Source organism: Streptomyces sp. RLA123, assembly GCF_056270165.1.
In genome coordinates this window covers 3,957,281-3,974,644 of record NZ_JBWDOR010000003.1, presented here as the reverse complement: position 1 = coordinate 3,974,644, position 17,364 = coordinate 3,957,281, and the positions used below count along the sequence as shown (strand labels likewise).

General features: G+C 71.4%; 16 protein-coding genes, 1 tRNA gene and 1 pseudogene. 12 read left to right on the top strand and 6 right to left on the bottom strand.

Annotated elements, in window-relative coordinates; genetic code table 11:
• Positions 1-130: 130 nt before the first annotated feature.
• The 3 genes from RV983_RS18020 to RV983_RS18010 all read right to left on the bottom strand — a co-directional run bounded on the left by RV983_RS18020 (position 131) and on the right by RV983_RS18010 (position 2,779).
• The gene (locus RV983_RS18020; protein ID WP_475986786.1) at positions 131-1,105 is read right to left on the bottom strand and encodes a DUF5926 family protein; all 975 of its coding nucleotides are present in this window, start codon (positions 1,103-1,105) and stop codon (positions 131-133) included.
• A gap of 156 nt (positions 1,106-1,261) precedes the next feature.
• Entirely contained in the window at positions 1,262-1,786 is a 525-nt protein-coding gene (locus RV983_RS18015; protein WP_475986785.1) for an ATP-binding protein, read from the bottom strand.
• A gap of 183 nt (positions 1,787-1,969) precedes the next feature.
• Entirely contained in the window at positions 1,970-2,779 is an 810-nt protein-coding gene (locus RV983_RS18010) for a glycerophosphodiester phosphodiesterase (RefSeq protein WP_475986784.1), read from the bottom strand.
• A gap of 169 nt (positions 2,780-2,948) precedes the next feature.
• Between RV983_RS18010 and RV983_RS18005 the strand changes: the two genes are divergently transcribed.
• Positions 2,949-4,550 (top strand): S1C family serine protease, encoded by a 1,602-nt coding sequence (locus RV983_RS18005; protein ID WP_475986783.1) that lies wholly within the window; start codon positions 2,949-2,951, stop codon positions 4,548-4,550.
• A 56-nt stretch (positions 4,551-4,606) separates the two neighbouring features.
• Positions 4,607-4,693: transfer RNA gene (locus tag RV983_RS18000), tRNA-Ser, on the top strand.
• A 151-nt stretch (positions 4,694-4,844) separates the two neighbouring features.
• Here the strand turns inward: RV983_RS18000 and RV983_RS17995 are convergent.
• On the bottom strand, positions 4,845-5,333 hold the full coding sequence (locus RV983_RS17995) for an ArsI/CadI family heavy metal resistance metalloenzyme (RefSeq protein WP_475986782.1): 489 nt from the start codon (positions 5,331-5,333) through the stop codon (positions 4,845-4,847).
• 96 nt (positions 5,334-5,429) lie between these two features.
• Here RV983_RS17995 and RV983_RS17990 point away from each other — a divergent pair, with 96 nt between their 5' ends.
• The 6 genes from RV983_RS17990 (at position 5,430) to RV983_RS17965 (ending at position 10,116) form a co-directional block, all read left to right on the top strand.
• Positions 5,430-5,816 (top strand): ArsR/SmtB family transcription factor, encoded by a 387-nt coding sequence (locus RV983_RS17990; RefSeq protein WP_475986781.1) that lies wholly within the window; start codon positions 5,430-5,432, stop codon positions 5,814-5,816.
• Positions 5,816-6,562, top strand: a complete 747-nt coding sequence (locus tag RV983_RS17985) for an aquaporin (protein WP_475986780.1) — start codon at positions 5,816-5,818, stop codon at positions 6,560-6,562. The genes RV983_RS17990 and RV983_RS17985 overlap by 1 nt, the downstream gene beginning before the upstream one ends.
• A 14-nt stretch (positions 6,563-6,576) precedes the next feature.
• Positions 6,577-6,990: an arsenate reductase ArsC gene (locus RV983_RS17980; protein ID WP_475986779.1), complete on the top strand. Its 414-nt coding sequence runs from the start codon at positions 6,577-6,579 to the stop codon at positions 6,988-6,990.
• Between the two features lie 286 nt (positions 6,991-7,276).
• Positions 7,277-7,978: an IS5 family transposase gene (locus RV983_RS17975; protein WP_475986778.1), complete on the top strand. Its 702-nt coding sequence runs from the start codon at positions 7,277-7,279 to the stop codon at positions 7,976-7,978.
• The gene (locus tag RV983_RS17970; protein WP_475986777.1) at positions 7,975-8,154 is read left to right on the top strand and encodes a barstar family protein; all 180 of its coding nucleotides are present in this window, start codon (positions 7,975-7,977) and stop codon (positions 8,152-8,154) included. Before RV983_RS17975 ends, RV983_RS17970 begins: the two co-directional genes overlap by 4 nt.
• A gap of 540 nt (positions 8,155-8,694) precedes the next feature.
• On the top strand, positions 8,695-10,116 hold the full coding sequence (locus RV983_RS17965) for an FG-GAP-like repeat-containing protein (RefSeq protein ID WP_475986776.1): 1,422 nt from the start codon (positions 8,695-8,697) through the stop codon (positions 10,114-10,116).
• A 76-nt stretch (positions 10,117-10,192) separates the two neighbouring features.
• Here RV983_RS17965 and RV983_RS17960 read toward each other — a convergent pair whose 3' ends face one another.
• Together RV983_RS17960 and RV983_RS17955 are read right to left on the bottom strand one after the other, a co-directional pair.
• Positions 10,193-10,945 (bottom strand): ATP-binding protein, encoded by a 753-nt coding sequence (locus tag RV983_RS17960; protein WP_475986775.1) that lies wholly within the window; start codon positions 10,943-10,945, stop codon positions 10,193-10,195.
• Positions 10,946-11,134: 189 nt separating this feature from the next.
• Positions 11,135-12,604 (bottom strand): multicopper oxidase family protein, encoded by a 1,470-nt coding sequence (locus tag RV983_RS17955; protein ID WP_475986774.1) that lies wholly within the window; start codon positions 12,602-12,604, stop codon positions 11,135-11,137.
• A gap of 432 nt (positions 12,605-13,036) precedes the next feature.
• On the opposite strand from RV983_RS17955, the gene RV983_RS17950 reads away from it, so the two are divergent.
• The 4 genes and pseudogenes from RV983_RS17950 to RV983_RS17935 all read left to right on the top strand — a co-directional run bounded on the left by RV983_RS17950 (position 13,037) and on the right by RV983_RS17935 (position 17,343).
• Positions 13,037-13,342 carry a hypothetical protein gene (locus tag RV983_RS17950; protein ID WP_475986773.1) on the top strand — a complete coding sequence of 102 codons (306 nt, stop codon included), beginning with the start codon at positions 13,037-13,039 and terminating at the stop codon, positions 13,340-13,342.
• A 576-nt stretch (positions 13,343-13,918) separates the two neighbouring features.
• Positions 13,919-14,911, top strand: coding sequence for a DUF1906 domain-containing protein (locus RV983_RS17945; protein ID WP_475986772.1), 993 nt, complete (start codon positions 13,919-13,921; stop codon positions 14,909-14,911).
• A gap of 175 nt (positions 14,912-15,086) precedes the next feature.
• Positions 15,087-15,615, top strand: a pseudogene (locus RV983_RS17940) (SigE family RNA polymerase sigma factor).
• Between the two features lie 78 nt (positions 15,616-15,693).
• A complete protein-coding gene (locus tag RV983_RS17935; RefSeq protein ID WP_475986771.1) occupies positions 15,694-17,343 on the top strand; it encodes a long-chain fatty acid--CoA ligase in 1,650 nt (549 codons plus the stop codon).
• The last annotated feature ends 21 nt before the right edge of the window (positions 17,344-17,364 follow it).

Here is a 17,364-nt window from a genome sequence, read left to right as displayed (position 1 = left end):
GGTAACAAGACTTCGCCCGAACGCAAATCCGGGTGCGCGGGTTCCGGCCCCTGTTCCACCCCTGACCGGGGCGGCTGTGACCAGGATCACCACGAAGATCTTCATACTGTCACACTGCTGTCACTGAGTGTCAACTCAGCGTGATCTGCCGGTTCGTGAGGCCGCTGCGCGCCCGGCGCTCGTCCGCGGTCAGCGGGGTGTCCTGCTCCAGCACCTCGGCCAGCCGCTCGCCGAACGCCGCCGCCGGCTTCTCCACTTCCTCCGCGGACACGCCCACCGGCAGGTCCCACACCGGGACGACCAGACCGTGCGCCCGGAACGAGCCGACCAGCCGCGTGTCCTCGCCCAGCGACGAGGCGCCGGCGGCGTGCAGCCGCGCGAGCGCGTCCAGCAGCCGCTCCTCCGGGTGCGGCATGACCCAGCGCAGGTGGTTCTTCTCCGGGGTCTGGCACCAGTACGCGGCGTCCACGCCGGTCAGCCGCACGGTGGGGATCACGGCCGCGTTCGCCCGCTCCAGGGAGGCGGCGACCTCTCCGGTGGCGGCGTCCGCGTTCTCCAGCCAGAACTCGAACCCGGTGTGCACCACCGGCTCGAACGGCGCGTCCAGGTCCAGCAGGTCCTGCAACCGAGGTCCGGACGGCGCCGGCCGGTTCCCGTCCACCGGGTGGCCCGGCTCCGCCGTCAGCGCGCGCAGCAGCGTCTCGGCGAGGTCGCGGCTGATGTCCCCGGAGGCCGTCTCGTTCTGCAGGCCCAGCAGCACCTGGCCGGTGTCCCGGCGCAACCCCGGCCAGGCCATGGGCAGTACCGTCGCCAGCGTCACCACGGGCACGCCCTCGGGCAGCCCGTCCTTCAGCTTCAGCTCCGCCGTCGCCGCGGGCACCAGCTCGCGCAGCGCCACCCAGTCGCACTCCCCCGGCAGGCCCTCGAACGGCCGCCGCACCAGCTCGGCCACCGCGTGCGACGCCTCGCGTCCGTGGCAGGCCTTGTAGCGTCGCCCGGAACCGCAGGGGCAGGGCTCCCGGGCTCCGACGACGGGGATCTCCCCGTCGCTGAGCTGCGCGGGTCGGGCGGGGGCCTTCGTGTTCGTCGGGCGCTTCTTCGCCATGGCTCGATCTCTCCCGGTAACGGCGGTGTTCCGGCCGTGAGCCTAGCGCCACGTGCCCTTCCGTCAGCGGAGGTCGCGACCGGGGCGGGGCCCGGAGCCGCCGCGCCGGGGGCCGGGGCACCGCCGGGCCGGCGTCACGGCGAGGTCAGGCCGTCGTCAGGGAAGGTCCTCGAAGGGGTCCGCGAAGTCGATCGGGATGTCGATCTGCGGCACCAGGCCGTCGCGCCGCGCGTGGCGGCTGCGCACCGCGAGCATCGCCCAGACCGTGACCTCGCCGGGAGCGTCCCGTACGCCCCAGCGCAGCGACAGGCTGCGGACGATGCCCAGTCCCCGTCCGCCGCGCGCGGTGAGCGAGGGACTGGCCGGAAGCGGGCGGGTCGGACCACCGCCGTCGGTCACCTCGACCGTCAGCAGCCCGTCCTCGTCGATGCGCCACCCGGCGCGGATGCCGCTGCCGCCGGCCGCCGAGGGATCGTCCTCGCCCAGCGGACGCGCGTGCCGGCAGGAATTGCTCAGCAACTCGGAGAGGATCAGCACCGCGTCGTCGACGACCGGCTCCGGAACCTCGTACGTACACAGTTCCTTGCGCAGCCTGCGCCGCGCCTCAGCGACGCCCGTCGGACCATGCGGCAGGGCCATGGTCGAGGACGTCGGCACCTCCTGGGCCACCACCAACGCCACCCCCGAGACCTCCTTCACCCCACGCCACCGGATGGATGCCCTCTCGTTTCATGCCGGAAACCGGCCAACAGTGATCTCTTGGTGCACACACGGCGATCGAACGGGCACCGAACGCGCCGGTGCGCGCCGAGTTCCGGCACCCGGGAGGGGCGGGAGCGGAGCGGTGTCCTCCACCGCCCTTGCCTACCGGCCGAGTTGGGCCAGTACCTGCTTGGGACGATTGGTGATGACGGCCTCGACGCCGAGCCGCGCGCACAGTTCGACGTCCTCCGGTTCGTTGACCGTCCAGACGTGCACGCGGTGCCCGGCCCGGTGCAGCCGCTCCACGTACCCGGGATGCGAGCGCAGGATGCGGATGCTCGGCCCGGCGATCCGCACCCCGGCAGGCAGCCGGCCGTCGCGGTGCCTGGGCAGCACGTACTGCATGAGGAAGACCGTCGGCAGCTGGGGCGCGGCCAGCCGGACCCGGCGCAGCGAACGGGAGGAGAAGCTCATCACCCGCACCCGCGGCGGCTCGTCCGCCGGCGGGCGCAGCATGCCGAAACGGTCCAGCAGTTCCAGCAGCCGGTCCTCCACCTGACCCGCCCAGCGCGTCGGGTGCTTGGTCTCCACCGCGAGCTCGATCCGGCGGCCGGTGTCGGCGATCAGCTCCAGCAGCCGCTCCAGGGTCAGCACCCGGCTCGCCTCGTCGTGGTCGGCATCGAAGCGGTCCGGCACCTCGGCGTCGGTGTGCTGTCCCTTCCACGAGCCGAAGTCCAGCGCCCGCAGATCGGCGAGCTCCATGGCCGAGACGGCACCCCGGCCGTTGGAGGTGCGGTTCACCCGGCGGTCGTGGACGCAGACCAGCACGCCGTCCGCGGTGAGACGCACGTCGCACTCCAAGGCGTCCGCGCCGTCCTCGATCGCCTTCCGGTACGCGGCGAGTGTGTGCTCCGGGACATCCTCGGAGGCACCGCGGTGGGCGACGACCTGGATCGCGCGGTCTTGGGTCACCGGGCTATCGTGCCATCCGCCCAGTCGTACCACGGACGCCGCTCGCGACTGTTTACGGTGGTCTGACAACCGGTGGGAAATCCTGTCCCCATCCTGTCGGCCGTCGTACGTCTCCGTGACCGCAACCGTACGCACGGCACACCACGCATATCCCGGAGGAGATACAGCCGTGAGCACCGAGAACGAGGTCGGTCCGGTCCCGGCAACGCAGCCGGCGCAGCCGCCCGTCGACGCTGAGCCCGCCGCTCCCGCTGCACCTCCCGCGCCGCCGCAGGCCGCGCCCGCGGCGTCCGCCGCTCCCCCGTCGTCGCCCCCGCCCGCGGCGCCCGACAGTCCCCCCGCGGCCGCTCCGGCGCAGCCTGCCGACGCGCCGTCCGTCGACGCGCCGCCCGCCGAAGGTGCCGCGCCCGCCGCGCCTGCCGCGCAGGCACCCGTGCAGCCCCCGGCCCCGCCGCAGGCCGTTCCGCCGCAGCCCGCCCCGCACCACGCGGCCCCGCCGCACGTCGTCGCGCACCACGCCGCTCCGCACGCGGGCCCCTACGCCGGGCACCCGGCCGCGCCGCCCGCGGTTCCGCCGACCCAGCCCTTCGGGGTCCCCGCGGGTCCCGGTGGTCCCGGGGGCCCGGTCTGGGGCGCACCCGTGCCGCCGGCCCCCGCCGCTCCGCGCAAGCGCGGCAACGGCGGGCTGATCGCGGCCGTCCTGGTCGCCGCGCTGGTCGCCGGCGGCATCGGCGGCGGCATCGGCTTCTGGGCCGCCGACCGCAACGACAGCGGGTCCACCACGATCTCCGTCGCGGGCAACCCCAAGGACCTCAGCCGGTCCGCCGACTCTGTCGCCGGCATCGCCAGGCAGTCCCTTCCCAGCGTCGTCACCATCGAGGCCTCCGGCAGCCAGGAGAGCGGCACCGGCACCGGCTTCGTGTACGACAAGGAAGGCCACATCCTCACCAACAACCACGTGGTCGCCCCCGCGGCGGACGGCGGCAAGCTCACCGCCACGTTCTCCAACGGCAAGAAGTACGACGCCGAGGTCGTCGGCCGCGCCCAGGGCTACGACGTCGCCGTCATCAAGCTCAAGGGGGTCAGCCCCGACCAGCTCACCCCGCTCGCCGTCGGCGACTCCGAGAAGGTCGCCGTCGGCGATTCCACCATCGCCATCGGCGCTCCCTTCGGCCTTTCCGGCACCGTGACCACCGGCATCGTCAGCGCGCTGCACCGTCCCATCGCCTCCAGCGACGGCCAGGGCTCCAACGCGTCCTACATGAGCGCCATACAGACCGACGCCTCCATCAACCCCGGCAACTCCGGCGGTCCCCTCCTCAACTCCGAGGGCGCCGTCATCGGCATCAACTCCGCGATCCAGTCGACCGGCAGCAGCGACGGCACCTCCCAGTCCGGCAGCGTCGGCCTCGGCTTCGCGATCCCGATCGACCAGGCCCGCCGTGTCGCCGAGGACCTGATCAAGACCGGCCAGCCGGTCTACCCGGTCATCGGCGTGAGCGTCGACTCCAGCTACAACGGCGAGGGCGCCAAGATCGCCACCGGCGCCAGCGCGGTCAGCGTCGGCGGCCCCGCCGAGAAGGCCGGGCTGCGCTCCGGCGACATCATCACCAAGTTCGACGACACCGTCGTCGACTCCTCCCCCACCCTCATCGGCGAGATCTGGCAGCACCAGCCGGGCGAGAAGGTCGACGTCACCTACACCCGCGATGGTCAGACCCGCACCGCCAGCCTCACCCTCGGCGAGCGCAAGGGCGACAGCAGCAGCTGACCCGACCCGTTAGGCTGTCCCCGCGCCACCGCCCCACCTCCGGGGCCACGGCGCGGGGAGAGTTGCCCGAGCGGCCTAAGGGAACGGTCTTGAAAACCGTCGTGGCAGCGATGTCACCGTGGGTTCAAATCCCACACTCTCCGCACGTGAACGGCCCCTGACCAGTGATTCTGGCCGGGGGCCCGTTGCTGTCCGCGTGTCCGTGATTGACCGTTGTTCCCCGGTGGCTACCGCCTCGTATGGCACGCGGATGGCACGCGGAGGTGCGGCAACTTTCGCCGCTGGCGGGGTCGCTCAGCTCCCGCAGGAGCATCCGCCGCCAACTGCGACCGGGGCGATGCCCTGGACGACATCGCTCGCTTCGTCCGAGGGGCAGCAGGTGGCCGGCGTGCCGCCCGCGCTCTTGCCGAGGGTGCCGGCGTCGGCCTTGACGACGTAGACCTCCCAGGGCTCCTTGCCGGGGCCGGTGACCCAGACCTTGTCCTGGAGGGCGTAGCAGCAGGAGGTGTCGTTCTCCTCGAAGGTGGCCAGCCCCGCTTCTTGGAGTCGGCCGGTGGTGGCGGTGACCTGCTCGGTGGCCTCGACCTCGACGCCGAGGTGGTCCAGGCGGGTGTCTTGGTCGCCCTCGCCCTCGATCAGTACGAGCTTGAGCGGGGGCTCGGTGACGGCGAAGTTGGCGTAACCGGGGCGGAGTTTGGCGGGCTCGACGCCGAAGAGCTTGGAGTAGAACGCGATCGACGCTTCGAGGTCGGCGACGCGCAGGGCGAGCTGAACGCGGGACATGACGGTCTCCTTCATCTGCTTCTGCATCGACATCCGTCGATACAGCTCGACGCGTCCGAGGTTGCCAACTGCATCGACAAACGTCAACATAGACACATGTCGAAATCAGAGCTCCGGGTCCTCGGGCAGGACGATCAGGCTGCCGCGTGCTGCTCGCCGATGGTCCGCGAACCGGTGGGCGAGTCGGACGCCGTCGACCTGGCGCGCATGTTCAAGGCGCTGGCGGACCCGGTACGGCTGCGCCTGCTGTCGCTGATCGCGTCCTTCGAGGGCGGCGAGGCGTGCGTTTGCGACCTGACCGGGCAGTTCGACGTGTCGCAGCCGACGATCTCGCACCACTTGAAGGTGCTGCGGGAAGCGGGCCTGGTCGGCTCCGAACGGCGTGGGACCTGGGTCTACTACTGGGTGCTGCCGGCCGCGCTCGCCCGGCTCTCCTCACTCCTCCAGATCCCCGCCGAACCGGCCGCCGCCAGGTCCTGCTGATGCCCGTCTCCGCTTCGTTCGGCCGCCGGGTCGCTGCCGAGTTCGTCGGCACGGCCGCCCTGGTCGCGGTCGTGGTGGGCTCAGGGATTCAGGCCACCGAGCTGTCCCGGGACGTGGGCGTGCAACTGCTCGCCAACTCCTTGGCCACGGTGTTCGGCCTGGGCGTGCTGATCGCCCTGCTCAGCCCGGTCTCCGGCGCGCACTTCAATCCAGTCGTCACCCTCGCCGCCTGGTGGACCGGCCGGGCAACCGGTGACGGACCGATCCCGCGTGAGGTCGCCGCCTACGTTCCCGCCCAAGTTGCCGGCGCCATCGCGGGTGCGGTCCTGGCCGACGCGATGTTCGCCGAACCGCTGGTGACCTGGTCCACTCACGACCGGTCCGCCGGGCACCTATGGCTGGGCGAGGTTGTCGCCACCGCGGGCCTGGTCCTGCTCGTCTTCGGCCTCGGTCGCACGGGACAGCAGCGTCTTGCCCCGGCGGCGGTCGCCTCCTACATCGGTGCGGCCTACTGGTTCACCTCGTCCACCAGCTTCGCCAACCCGGCGGTGACGATCGGCCGCGCCTTCTCCGACACCTTCGCCGGCATCGCTCCGGCCTCGGTGGCGCCGTTCATCGCTGCCCAGATCGTTGGCGCCGTCGTGGGTCTCGGCCTGGTCGTCGTCCTCTTCGGCCGTACTGCTCGGGCCACCGCGAGCGTCCCCGTCCTTCCAGGTGAGCCCGAACTCGCCACCACCAGTCACTGACCAAGGAAGACCCCGTGACCACTCCCGCGACCCCGTCCGTACTGTTCGTCTGCGTCCACAACGCCGGCCGCTCCCAGATGGCCGCCGCCTTCCTCACCCACCTTGCCGGGGACAAGGTCGAGGTCCGCTCGGCCGGATCCGCCCCCGCCGACACCGTCAACCCCGCCGTGGTCGAGGCCATGAAGGAAGTGGGCATCGATATCTCCGCCGAGGTCCCCAAGGTCCTCACCACCGAAGCGGTGCAGTCCTCCGACGTCGTCATCACCATGGGCTGCGGAGACACCTGCCCCGTCTTCCCCGGCAAGCGCTACCTCGACTGGCAGCTCGACGACCCCGCCGGCCAGGGCGTCGACGCCGTCCGCCCGATCCGCGACGAGATCGAGCAGCGCATCCGCGGCCTGCTCGCCGAACTCGATACCGAAGCGTAGATATGGGGCAGACGGCGTTCCTGCGCGTGGAGTAGGCGTGGAGAGGCTTTGGGCTGGAGCTGCCATGGGGCGAGAGATCGGGGCCCGTAAGCTGTCAGCGACTCGGGCAGTCTGTGGACCTGCCCGCAATAGCCCGATGTGGGCCCCGATCTTCGAGGCTCGCCCCATGGTGGCTGCCTAAGAAGCCATCCGCTTACCGATCAACGGGCTCGTCTGGTCGAACAGGGATCCTGATCGGGTGATCGCGGTGTGGTGGGTGCATGAAGGCAGGGCCTCGCGGTAGCTCGTGGGTGTCGAAGCCAACGAGCATTTCCGGGAGAGGTACCTGGTCGACAACGGCGTGAAGTGGCGGAACCCGCCCGCGGACTTCCCGCCCTGGAAACGCGTGTACGCGTTCTTCCGCCGCTGGCGGGACAACCAGCTGATCCGCGAACTCCACGACCGGCTGCGGGAGCGGGTGAGGACGGCCGAGGGCCGGAACACCGAGCCGACCGCGGCCGTGATCGACTCACAGTCGGTGAAGGCCGACGCCACCGTCAGGAACGACTCACGTGGCTTCGATGGCGGCAAGAAGATCAACGGGCGTAAACGGCACCTGATCGTGGACTGCCTCGGACTGCTGCTGACCGTGCTGGTCACCCCGGCGTCCACCACCGACCGCGACGCCGCCGCCACAATGCTGCCCGCCCTGCGCAACAGCTTCCGGAAGCTGCGGCTGATCTGGGCCGACAGCGGCTACACCGGCCACCTCGTCGACTGGGCCGCCCGCACGCTCGGCCTCACCCTCAAGGTGATCAAACGCAGCGACACCATCAGCGGGTTCACCGTCCTCCCACGCAGGTGGGTCGTGGAAAGGAGCATTGCGTGGCTGATGCGTTCCCGCCGCCTGGCCCGCGACTACGAAGCGCACACCGCCAGCAGCGAGGCGATGATCCTGTGGTCCATGACCATGCTCAACAATTGGACTTCCCCAGCTTCTGCGGCATGAACCGGGACGCTTTCCGGGATGCGATTACAGGATTGGTCCGGATCCCCGATGAGCTGCGCTTCGTCGGCTGGGACCAGCTCAGCGACCGCGTGCCTCGGGGCGCCACCATGCTCTGGCAGGCACTGGACCGCTATCGGCAGCAGTACCGGCCCCAGTTCCTGGTCGAGTACGCCTAGAGCGTCGTCTGCCCCTCGATGCGAACTATGAGCGTGACGGTCACTGAGGTCAGCCGGGCCCGTGGCTTGGCGCCTGGTAAACGCTGCACCTGTGAGCGACGCGTGCAGACGCTATGGCAAGTGGTCCCGGGACGCAGTCGTCGCTGTGATCTTGGTGGTCTGCGAGGCTGCCGCCTCCTGGACCATCGCAGCGGGGGCCTGGAGCATGCGCACGCGGGTTTCGGCGGTGACGTAGTTCTCTCGTCGCGGGCTTTTTGATCGCCCGGCGCCCAGAGCGTGGGGGCGTTGCCCGCTCCGCGGGCAGCCACCGAGTTCCACAGGCTCTCCACCCCGCCGTCAGCTTCACCTATTCCGCACCGTGCTCCGCGATGCCCGCCGGCATGGAGTCCAGAACCGCACCGGGAAATCTCCCTACCCGCCCCGTACAACCCTGGCCGCTCTTCGACGGTCTGGATTACGCCGCCGCCGCTCCATGCCAAGAGCGCCCCGGCCGCACCGGATGCCTCGCACTCCCCACTCACGTAGGAGCCCCCGCCGCCCATGCGTCTTCGTACCGCCACGGTCGCCGCCTGCCTGATCACGGCCGGCCTCACTCCGCTCACTCTGGCCGCGCCGGCGAACGCCACCCCCGCCAAGTACTACGACGACTTCAACGGGGACGGCTACCGCGACCTCGCCGTCGGCTCCCCGTACGCGACCGTCGGCGGCGCCGAGTCCGCGGGTGCCGTCGTCGTGTTCTACGGCACGGCCAAGGGCATCACCGCCTCCAGCAAGCGCAGTGTCATCACCCAGAACTCGGCCAACGTGCCGGGTGTGGCCGAGGAATCCGACTTCTTCGGCGAGAGCCTCACCTCCGCCGACCTCGATGGGGACGGCTACGCGGACTTGATCGCCGGCGCCCCGCGCCAGGTCATCGCCGGCGAGCAGGCCATCGGCCGGGCCACGGTCCTGTGGGGCGGCAAGTCCGGCCTCTCCGGCGGTTCGACCCTTCCGCAGCAGAACTTCGATGAGGCGTGGGAGACCTACGCCAGCGGTGTCGCCGCCGCCGACTTCGACGGGGACGGCCACGCCGACGTCACTCTCACCGGCCGGACCCAGAGCCGCCTCCTCAAGGGCCCCTTCAAGCGTTCGGGGACCTCCGCCGTCCCGGCTGCCTCCACCAAACTCGCTTACGGCACAAGGGTGGACGTCGTCGCGGGTGACCTCGATGGCGACGGCGCCGCCGAGCGCGTCTACCCGTATCTCGTGGACAGCGATCCGGGCGGCGACATCAGCTACCAGAGCTGGAACGGCACCAACTACGCCACGACCGAAATGACGTCCGCCGACGGTGAGAAGGTCGCCATCGGCGACATCAACGGCGACGGCTACGGCGACCTCGTCATCGGCAACTACGAGGACCCCCGGTCCGGCATCCCCGGCCGCCACAAGGGCGGCGAGATCACCGTCTGGTACGGCTCCGCCGCCGGTCCGAACCTGGCGCAGCGCCCGACGGTCATCAGCCAGGACACCCCCGGCGTTCCCGACGGCGGTGAGATCGAGGACTACTTCGGCATGGCGGTGAGCGTCGGCGACACCAACGGCGACGGTTACGCCGATGTCGCGGTCGGCGCTCCCGGCGAGGACGTCGGCAGTACGGCGGACGCGGGCTCGGTCACGGTCTTCTTCGGCTCGGCTTCGGGGCTCAAGACGGGCGGGGCCCTGCGCTTCACCCAGGCCACGGCCGGGATCCCCGACAACGTCGAGAGGTCCGACTTCTTCGGCTCCTCCGTCCGCATCATCGACGACAACCGCAACGGCCGGGCCGAGCTCGTCATCGGCAGCGACGAGAACGCCTACGGCGCGGTCACCGTGCTGCGCGGCACGGCCGCCGGGCCAACGGCCGTCAACGCCAAGACCGTCAGCGCCCGCACCGTGGGCCTCAAGGGGAACACCGGCTTCGGCCAGGTGATCTCGCAGTAGGCAGTAGGCAGTAGACCGGCTGCCGGATACGGCGACGGCCCCCCGACCGCAGCCGCGGCCGGGGGGCCGTGCGCGTTCAGGACGGTCGCCGAGGCAGGGGCTGGCTCCGTCCAGATCGTCTTGCCCTCCGCGTCGTAGCGGGTGCCCCAGGCCCGCGCGAGCCGGGCGGTGATGGACAGGCCGCGGCCGCCCTCGTCGACGGTGCGGGCGTGGCGCAGGCGCGGGCGGCGGGGCCGGCGTCGCGGACCTCGCAGGTGAGGGCGCGGTCGTTGATGAGGCGCAGGGCGAGCGGCGGGGTGCCGTGGCGGATGGCGTTGGTGACGAGCTCGCTGACGATCAGCTCGGTGTTGAAGACGATGTCGCCCTCGATCCGCCAGGCCGCCGCGAGCTGCTCGCCGGCGTGGTGGCGGGCGGCGGAGACGGCGGCGGGGTCGGGTTCGAGTCGCCAGGAGGCCACCCGGTGGGCCGGGAAGGGCCGGGTGCGGGTGAGCAGGAGCGCGTCTGCCCGGCCGGACAGGCCCGCGGGGAGGGAGTAGAGGATGTCGTCGCAGAGGTCCGCGAGGGGCCGGCCGGCGTCGGCGTCCGCGTCCGGGCCCGCGGCCTCCTCGGGACGGCGGAGCAGGCCGGGGTGCGCGGCGAGATGGGCGGCGACCGCGGGTGAGCTGGACAGGGCCAGGATGCTGCCCTCCTCCAGCACCACGTCGCCGGTGGTGAACGGCGCGGCACTGGTGACGCCCAGCGGCGGCCCGACCGGGATGTCGGGGATCTCCGCGGTGCCGTCCGGGCCACGATGGCCGGCGCGAGATGACCCGAGCGGGCGATGGTGCACATCCGGGTCAGCGGGTCGTGGACCGCGTACACGCACGCTGCCGTCAACGCCTCGCGGTGCAGGGGGTCGCCGGCCACCGGCGACCGGATGAAGAGGATCGACCATCGCCGCCTCCGCCTCGCTCATCGGCGGGGCCGGGTCGCCGGGTGCCACGTGGTCGTCCTTCCCGCCGAAGCCGGAAGCCGGACACTACTTGCCCCGCGTCTCGTCCCGGCTCCGGCCGGAGGGGCGGACGATGTCGAGGACCGCCATCATGCCCATGTCCTCATGATTCAGGATGTGGCAGTGCAGGACGGTCCGCCCGGTGAAGTCGCGGAACGGGATGCGCAGGACGACCTCGCCGCGAGCGGGCACGTTGACCGTGTCGAACCAGCGGCGGGAGGGCGGGTGGGGCTTCCCGTCGGTGCTCATCAGCTGGAACTGGTTGGTGTGGACGTGGAACGAGTGCTCCTCGTCGCTGTCGTTGCGCACCGTCCACTCCTCGACGGTGCCGAGCACCGAGGTGAAGTCGTTCCGCCTGGGGTCGTAGGTGCGGCCGTTGACGTAGAAGACGGTGCCCGCCGCGTTCTCCGTGAAGACCACGGTCTTGCGGGCGGCGATCGGGGCGCGGGACAGGTCCTCGTTCGGGGCGAAGGCGCGCGGGAGCGCGGCCGGCCGGACGGGGGTGCCGCCGGTGACGAGGGTGGCGAGATCGGCGCGGGGGAACTGGTTCCCGGCCTTTCCGGTGTCGTACGGCAGGGTCTCCAGGCGGGTGGTGCCCGGGGAGCCGCCCTGGACGAGGACGTCGTAGCGGGCTCCGGCGGCGATGAGCAGGGAGTCCGCCGACCAGACGCGCCGGACGGGGTAGCCGTCCTGGGCGATCACGTGGAAGCGGTGCCCGGGCAGGTGCAGCTTGTAGTAGATGTTGGCGCCGATGTTGGCCAGCCGCCACAGCTGGGTCTCGCCGGGCCGGATGCCGATGACCGGGTTCTGCTGGCCGTTGACGGTGCGGTTGGTGGTGGCGCCGATGCTCAGCGGGTGGGTCCTGATGGCGTCGCCCTCGACCTGGAAGTCCTTGAGCGCGATGACGTGTTCGGTGATGCCGCGCAGGGACGTTGGCAGGTACTGCCGCAGGCCGTCGACGACGATGACGCCGGACTCGCCGCCGGCGACCTGGGCGGCGGACATCATGTCGGCGTGGGAGTGGTACCAGTAGGTGCCGGGGGTGATGTCGCGCGGCAGCCGGTAGGTGTAGTGGTACGAGGCTCCGTACTTGATCGCGACGAAGATGTCGTCCGACGGGCTGCGCGGTGAGACGTGGAGCCCGTGGACGTGCAGATTGGTGTCCTCGTCGACCTTGTTGATCATGGTCAGGTCGATGGTGTCGCCAGGCCGTACGCGCAACGTCGGAGGCATGTACATGCCGTTGTACGTGGTCGCCCACAGCCGGTGGTCACCGACCCGGACCTTGCGCCGCTCCACGGTGACGGTGGTCCTGAGGAGGCCGTCGTGGCTCAGCAGTTCGGGCGGGTCCTGGAGGCGCGGGCCCGCGGCGGCCGGAGAGGCGGAGCCGTCCTGCGGGCCGGGGCCGGGGAGGCCGTGGCCGCACCCGGCGAGCCAGGCGAGGACGAGCACCAGGCCGGTGGCGAACCGGGCCGCGGTGAAACGGGACCGAGTCACATCTCTCCCTGGGGAAGCCGGGCGGCGGAGCGGGCCCACTGGCGGATCGTCAGACGGAGCCTAAGGAGAAGCGCGCCCGGCTCCTTGGCGCGCCACGCCCCCCGGCGCGCTATCCGTCCCAACGGCAGCGCCCGCGGCCCCCATGGAAGCCGCCGCTCCGGGCACCGCCGCAGGTTGGCCGAAAGTCGGGCCGGAACGTTTTGCCGCTTGCCCGGCCCGGGTGGTGTGCCCCGCCATGGGGCCGATCCGGTGAATTGAGATGACCTTGGAGGTTTGTCGATAGATCGTCACGCTTGCGAGCGAAATGGGCCGGAGGGCCTGGTTGGCGGCCCGGGAGCTGGGCAACTCTGGTTGCGGCGACGTCGCACAGTCGGCGGAGCGGTCGGCCAACCGCCCCGCACACCCCATATCCAGTCCTCTGGAGGGAAAGACATGGCAAGCACCCGTACCGCCCGAGTCCTGGCCGCGATGGCCTCGCTGCCGCTGGCCGCGGCACTGTTCGCCGGGACGGCAGTAGCCGACAACGGCTCCTTGTCGGGCGGCGGTTCCAACGCGACCGTGGTGAGCAACAGCGGTGGCAGCGTGGGGCGCGACAACTTCGGGAGCGTGACCACGACGCAGCAGGCCGCCACCGGGGCGGGCGCGTCCAACCAGAACAACAACGCGAGCGTGGTCGGCTCGGCGTTCACCGAGATCCACCAGTCGAACGTGAACATCCACTTCGGTCCGCTGTGGTGACCGGGGCCCCTGGGGCTCGCTGACAAGGGGCGACTGCGCGACGGCAACCTCACTGCCGTCGCGCAGTCGCGTTCCGGTGTCCACAGGCTGTGGACGAAGCGGCGGTCCCGTCCCGCGGCCGGTCGCGGCGACGAGTACGCCGGCAGGGCGCCGCACGCCGTCGGCGGGATGACCGCCCAACACCCTGCTTCCTGTTGCTCCTTGCGGCCGCAGCGGCCGAGGCCACGGCGCCGGGGACACCGTACCGGCCGGAACGGGGGCCCTGGGCCCGCCGGGCACCTACCGGTGAACCCCTGCGGCGGCCAGCGCGAGAGGGCGTGCCCGCAGAGTGCGAACGGCACCGGCGACGGAATGCACCGAACGCGGGGCAGTAGCGACGATCGGGCACCGACACCCGGAACGTGCTGGTCAGGACGGATGCGAGGGGGCCGGTCCCAGGGCTTCCGCCTGGCGCCGCGGACCGGCCGGGCGGCCTCGCGGCGGCCGGGAAGATCACGATGTCCGCGTTGCTGCGTCCGGCTGACCCCCGGGCGTGGCGTGCCGTCCGACGGGCCATCGCGCCCTTTCACTCGACCCATGCACGAACACAAGCCGATCATCCGATATGCGGCGATCGTAGGGCTGGTGCTCACCTGTCTGCTGACCGGACCGGTCTCCGCGGCGGGCGCCGTCCCCCGGCTCACCGCTTCCCGCCCCGCCGCGCTCGCGCCCGCTGCGGCGTCGGCGATGGCACCGGGTGGCGACACGGATCCCGGCGACGCACTGAGCGGGTACGACCTCGGCCCGGACCTGTCCGGGATGCTCATGCCGTACGACGCCTACGGCGGCGAGGAGGCCGAGGGCGCCGCGCCCGCGCCCCGGACCTTCAAGGGCTACGGCTTCGACACCTGCCGCGCCCCCTCCCTGGCCACGATGCGCGCCTGGCTGAAGTCCAAGTACCGCGCCATCGGCGTGTACTTCGGCGGCCGCGCCCGCGCCTGCAGCCAGCGCAACCTCAACCGCAACTGGGTCCGCTCCGTGCACAAGATGGGCTGGCGCATCCTGCCGATCTATGTCGGCTCGCAGTCGCCCTGTGTGCGGGGCAAGCATCTGCGCAACTACCGGATCAACCCGGACGACGCCTGGGGCCAAGGCGAGAGCGAGGGCTTCGACGCGGTGCAGAGCGCCGCCGACCTCGGCTTCGAACCCGGCAGTGCGCTGTACCTCGACATGGAGGCGTACCACGCCGGGAAGGCGCGCTGCGCCGACCAGACCCTGGACTTCATCCGGGCCTGGGACCGCCAGGTCGGCGACAACGGCTACCTGCCCGGCCTGTACAGCAGCTCGGAGTCCGGCATCCGGCACATCGAGCGGGCCCGCCGGCAGGGCGTCGACGACCTGCCGGATGCCGTGTGGTTCGCCCGCTGGAAGGGCAGGCCGGCGGTGCGCAGCGAACCGGTGCTCAGCCGGGACGCCTGGAACGGCGGCCGTATCCACCAGTACTCGGGCGCCGTCCGCGAGAAGCACGGCGGCAAGCGGCTGTCGATCGACCGCAACCGGCTGGACGGTCCCGTGGCCGTCGTCAATTGACACGCCGGGGATGACGCGTCGCGCCGCCGCCCCTGCGGGGTGACCCCGTAAGGGCGGCGACGCCGTTCTCCGTCCTCCGGAGGTGGGGCGTACCCCCCTCGTACGACTTCAGGGTGACCCCGCTTCGGCACCTGCGGCGGATCCGCGGAGCGGGCCGCGCTCCTAGCGTGGAGCCATGACCACGCCCGTGTGCACCAGCGCCTCGCAGGCACAGTTCACCAGCTACGTGCGGGCCAAGGGCCCGGCACTGTTGCGGACCGCGCGCTCGCTGACCGCCAACCCGAGCGACGCCGAGGACCTGCTGCAGACCGCCCTGACCCAAGACCTACCTGGCGTGGGACCGGATCGACGACCACCGGGCGGTCGACGGCTACGTCCGCCGCACCCTGGTCAACACCCGCACCTCGCAGTGGCGCAAGCGCCGCCTCGAGGAGTACGCCACCGACGAGCTGCCCGAGCCGTACGGCCCGGCGGCCCTGACCGGCCGCGACGAGGCCGAGCAGCAGGCCCAGCGCGACGCGGTGCTGCGCGCGATATCCCGCCTGCCGGCACGCCAGCGGGCCATGGTCGTACTGCGGTACTACGAGGACATGAGCGAGGTCCAGACCGCCGAGGCGCTCGGCGTCTCGGTCGGCACCGTCAAGAGCGCCGTCTCCCGCGCCCTGGGCAAATTGCGCGAGGACCCCGAGTTGCTCCCGGGGTAGTGACATACCGCGCGGTATGACACCAGAATCGCAGCACCCACCTACCTTCGCGTAGCCGCTTCGATGAGGAGGCGCCCGGTGCTGAGCACAATGCAGGACGTGCCCTTGCTGGTCTCACGGATCCTGACCCACGGCACGACCGTGCACGGCAGGTCACAGGTCACCACCTGGGCCGGCGAAGGCGAGCCGCAGCGCCGCTCGTTCGCCGAGATAGGAGCCCGTGCCGCGCGCCTGGCCGGGGCGCTGCGCGACGAACTCGGGGTGGAGCGTGACGAGCGGATCGCCACCTTGATGTGGAACAACGCCGAGCATGTCGAGGCCTATCTGGCCATCCCCTCCATGGGCGCGATCCTGCACACGCTCAACCTGCGCCTCCCCGCGGACCAGTTGGTCTTCATCGCCAACCACGCCGCCGACCGCGTCATCCTCGTCAACGGCACGCTGATCCCGCTGCTCGCCCCGCTGCTCCCGGCGATGGAGTCGGTCGAGCACGTCGTGGTGGTGGGTCCTGGCGACACCACGCCCCTGGAGGGCTGCCGCCCCGCCCTGCACGCGTACGAGTCCCTCATCGAGGGCCGCCCCGACACCTACGACTGGCCCGAGCTGGACGAGCGTTCGGCCGCGGCCATGTGCTACACCTCCGGCACCACCGGCGACCCCAAGGGCGTCCTGTTCTCGCACCGCTCGATCTACCTGCACTCCATGCAGGTCAACATGACCGAGTCGATGGGCCTGACCGACCGCGACACCACCCTGGTCGTCGTGCCGCAGTTCCACGTCAACGCCTGGGGCCTGCCACACGCCACCTTCATGACCGGCATCAACATGCTGATGCCCGACCGCTTCCTGCAGCCCGGCCCGCTCGCCGAGATGATCGCCACCGAGCGCCCCACCCACGCCGCCGCCGTACCCACCATCTGGCAGGGCCTGCTGGCCGAACTCGCGGCCAACCCGCGCGACATCAGCAGCATGCGGCAGGTCACCATCGGCGGGTCCGCCTGCCCGCCCTCCCTGATGGAGGCGTACGACAAGCTGGGGGTGCGGCTGTGTCACGCCTGGGGCATGACCGAGACCTCGCCGCTGGGCACCATGGCCCACCCGCCGGCCGGCCTCGCCGCCGAGGAGGAGTGGCCGTACCGCATCACCCAGGGCCGCTTCCCCGCCTCCGTCGAGGCCCGCCTGGTCGGCCCCTCCGGGGAGATCCTGCCCTGGGACGGGAACTTCGCGGGCGAGCTGGAGGTGCGCGGCCCGTGGGTCACCGCGGCGTACTACGGCGGCGTCGGTGCCGAACCGATGCGCCCCGAGGACAAGTTCAGCGAGGACGGCTGGCTGCGCACCGGTGACGTCGGCACGATCACGTACGACGGCTATCTGACCCTCACCGACCGCGCCAAGGACGTCATCAAGTCCGGCGGCGAGTGGATCTCCTCCGTCGAGCTGGAGAACGCGCTCATGGCGCACCCGGCCGTCGCGGAGGCAGCCGTCGTCGCGGTGCCCGACGACCGGTGGGGCGAGCGCCCGCTGGCCACCGTCGTACTCAAGGACGGCTTCGAGATCGGCTACGAGGAACTGCGTGCGTTCCTCGGCGAGCACATCGCGCGCTGGCAGCTGCCGGAGCGGTGGGCGGTCATCTCGGCCGTGCCGAAGACCTCGGTCGGCAAGTTCGACAAGAAGGTACTGCGACGGCAGTACGCGTCCGGCGAGCTGGACGTCACCCGGCTGGGCTGACGGCCCCGCACGCGAGGCGGC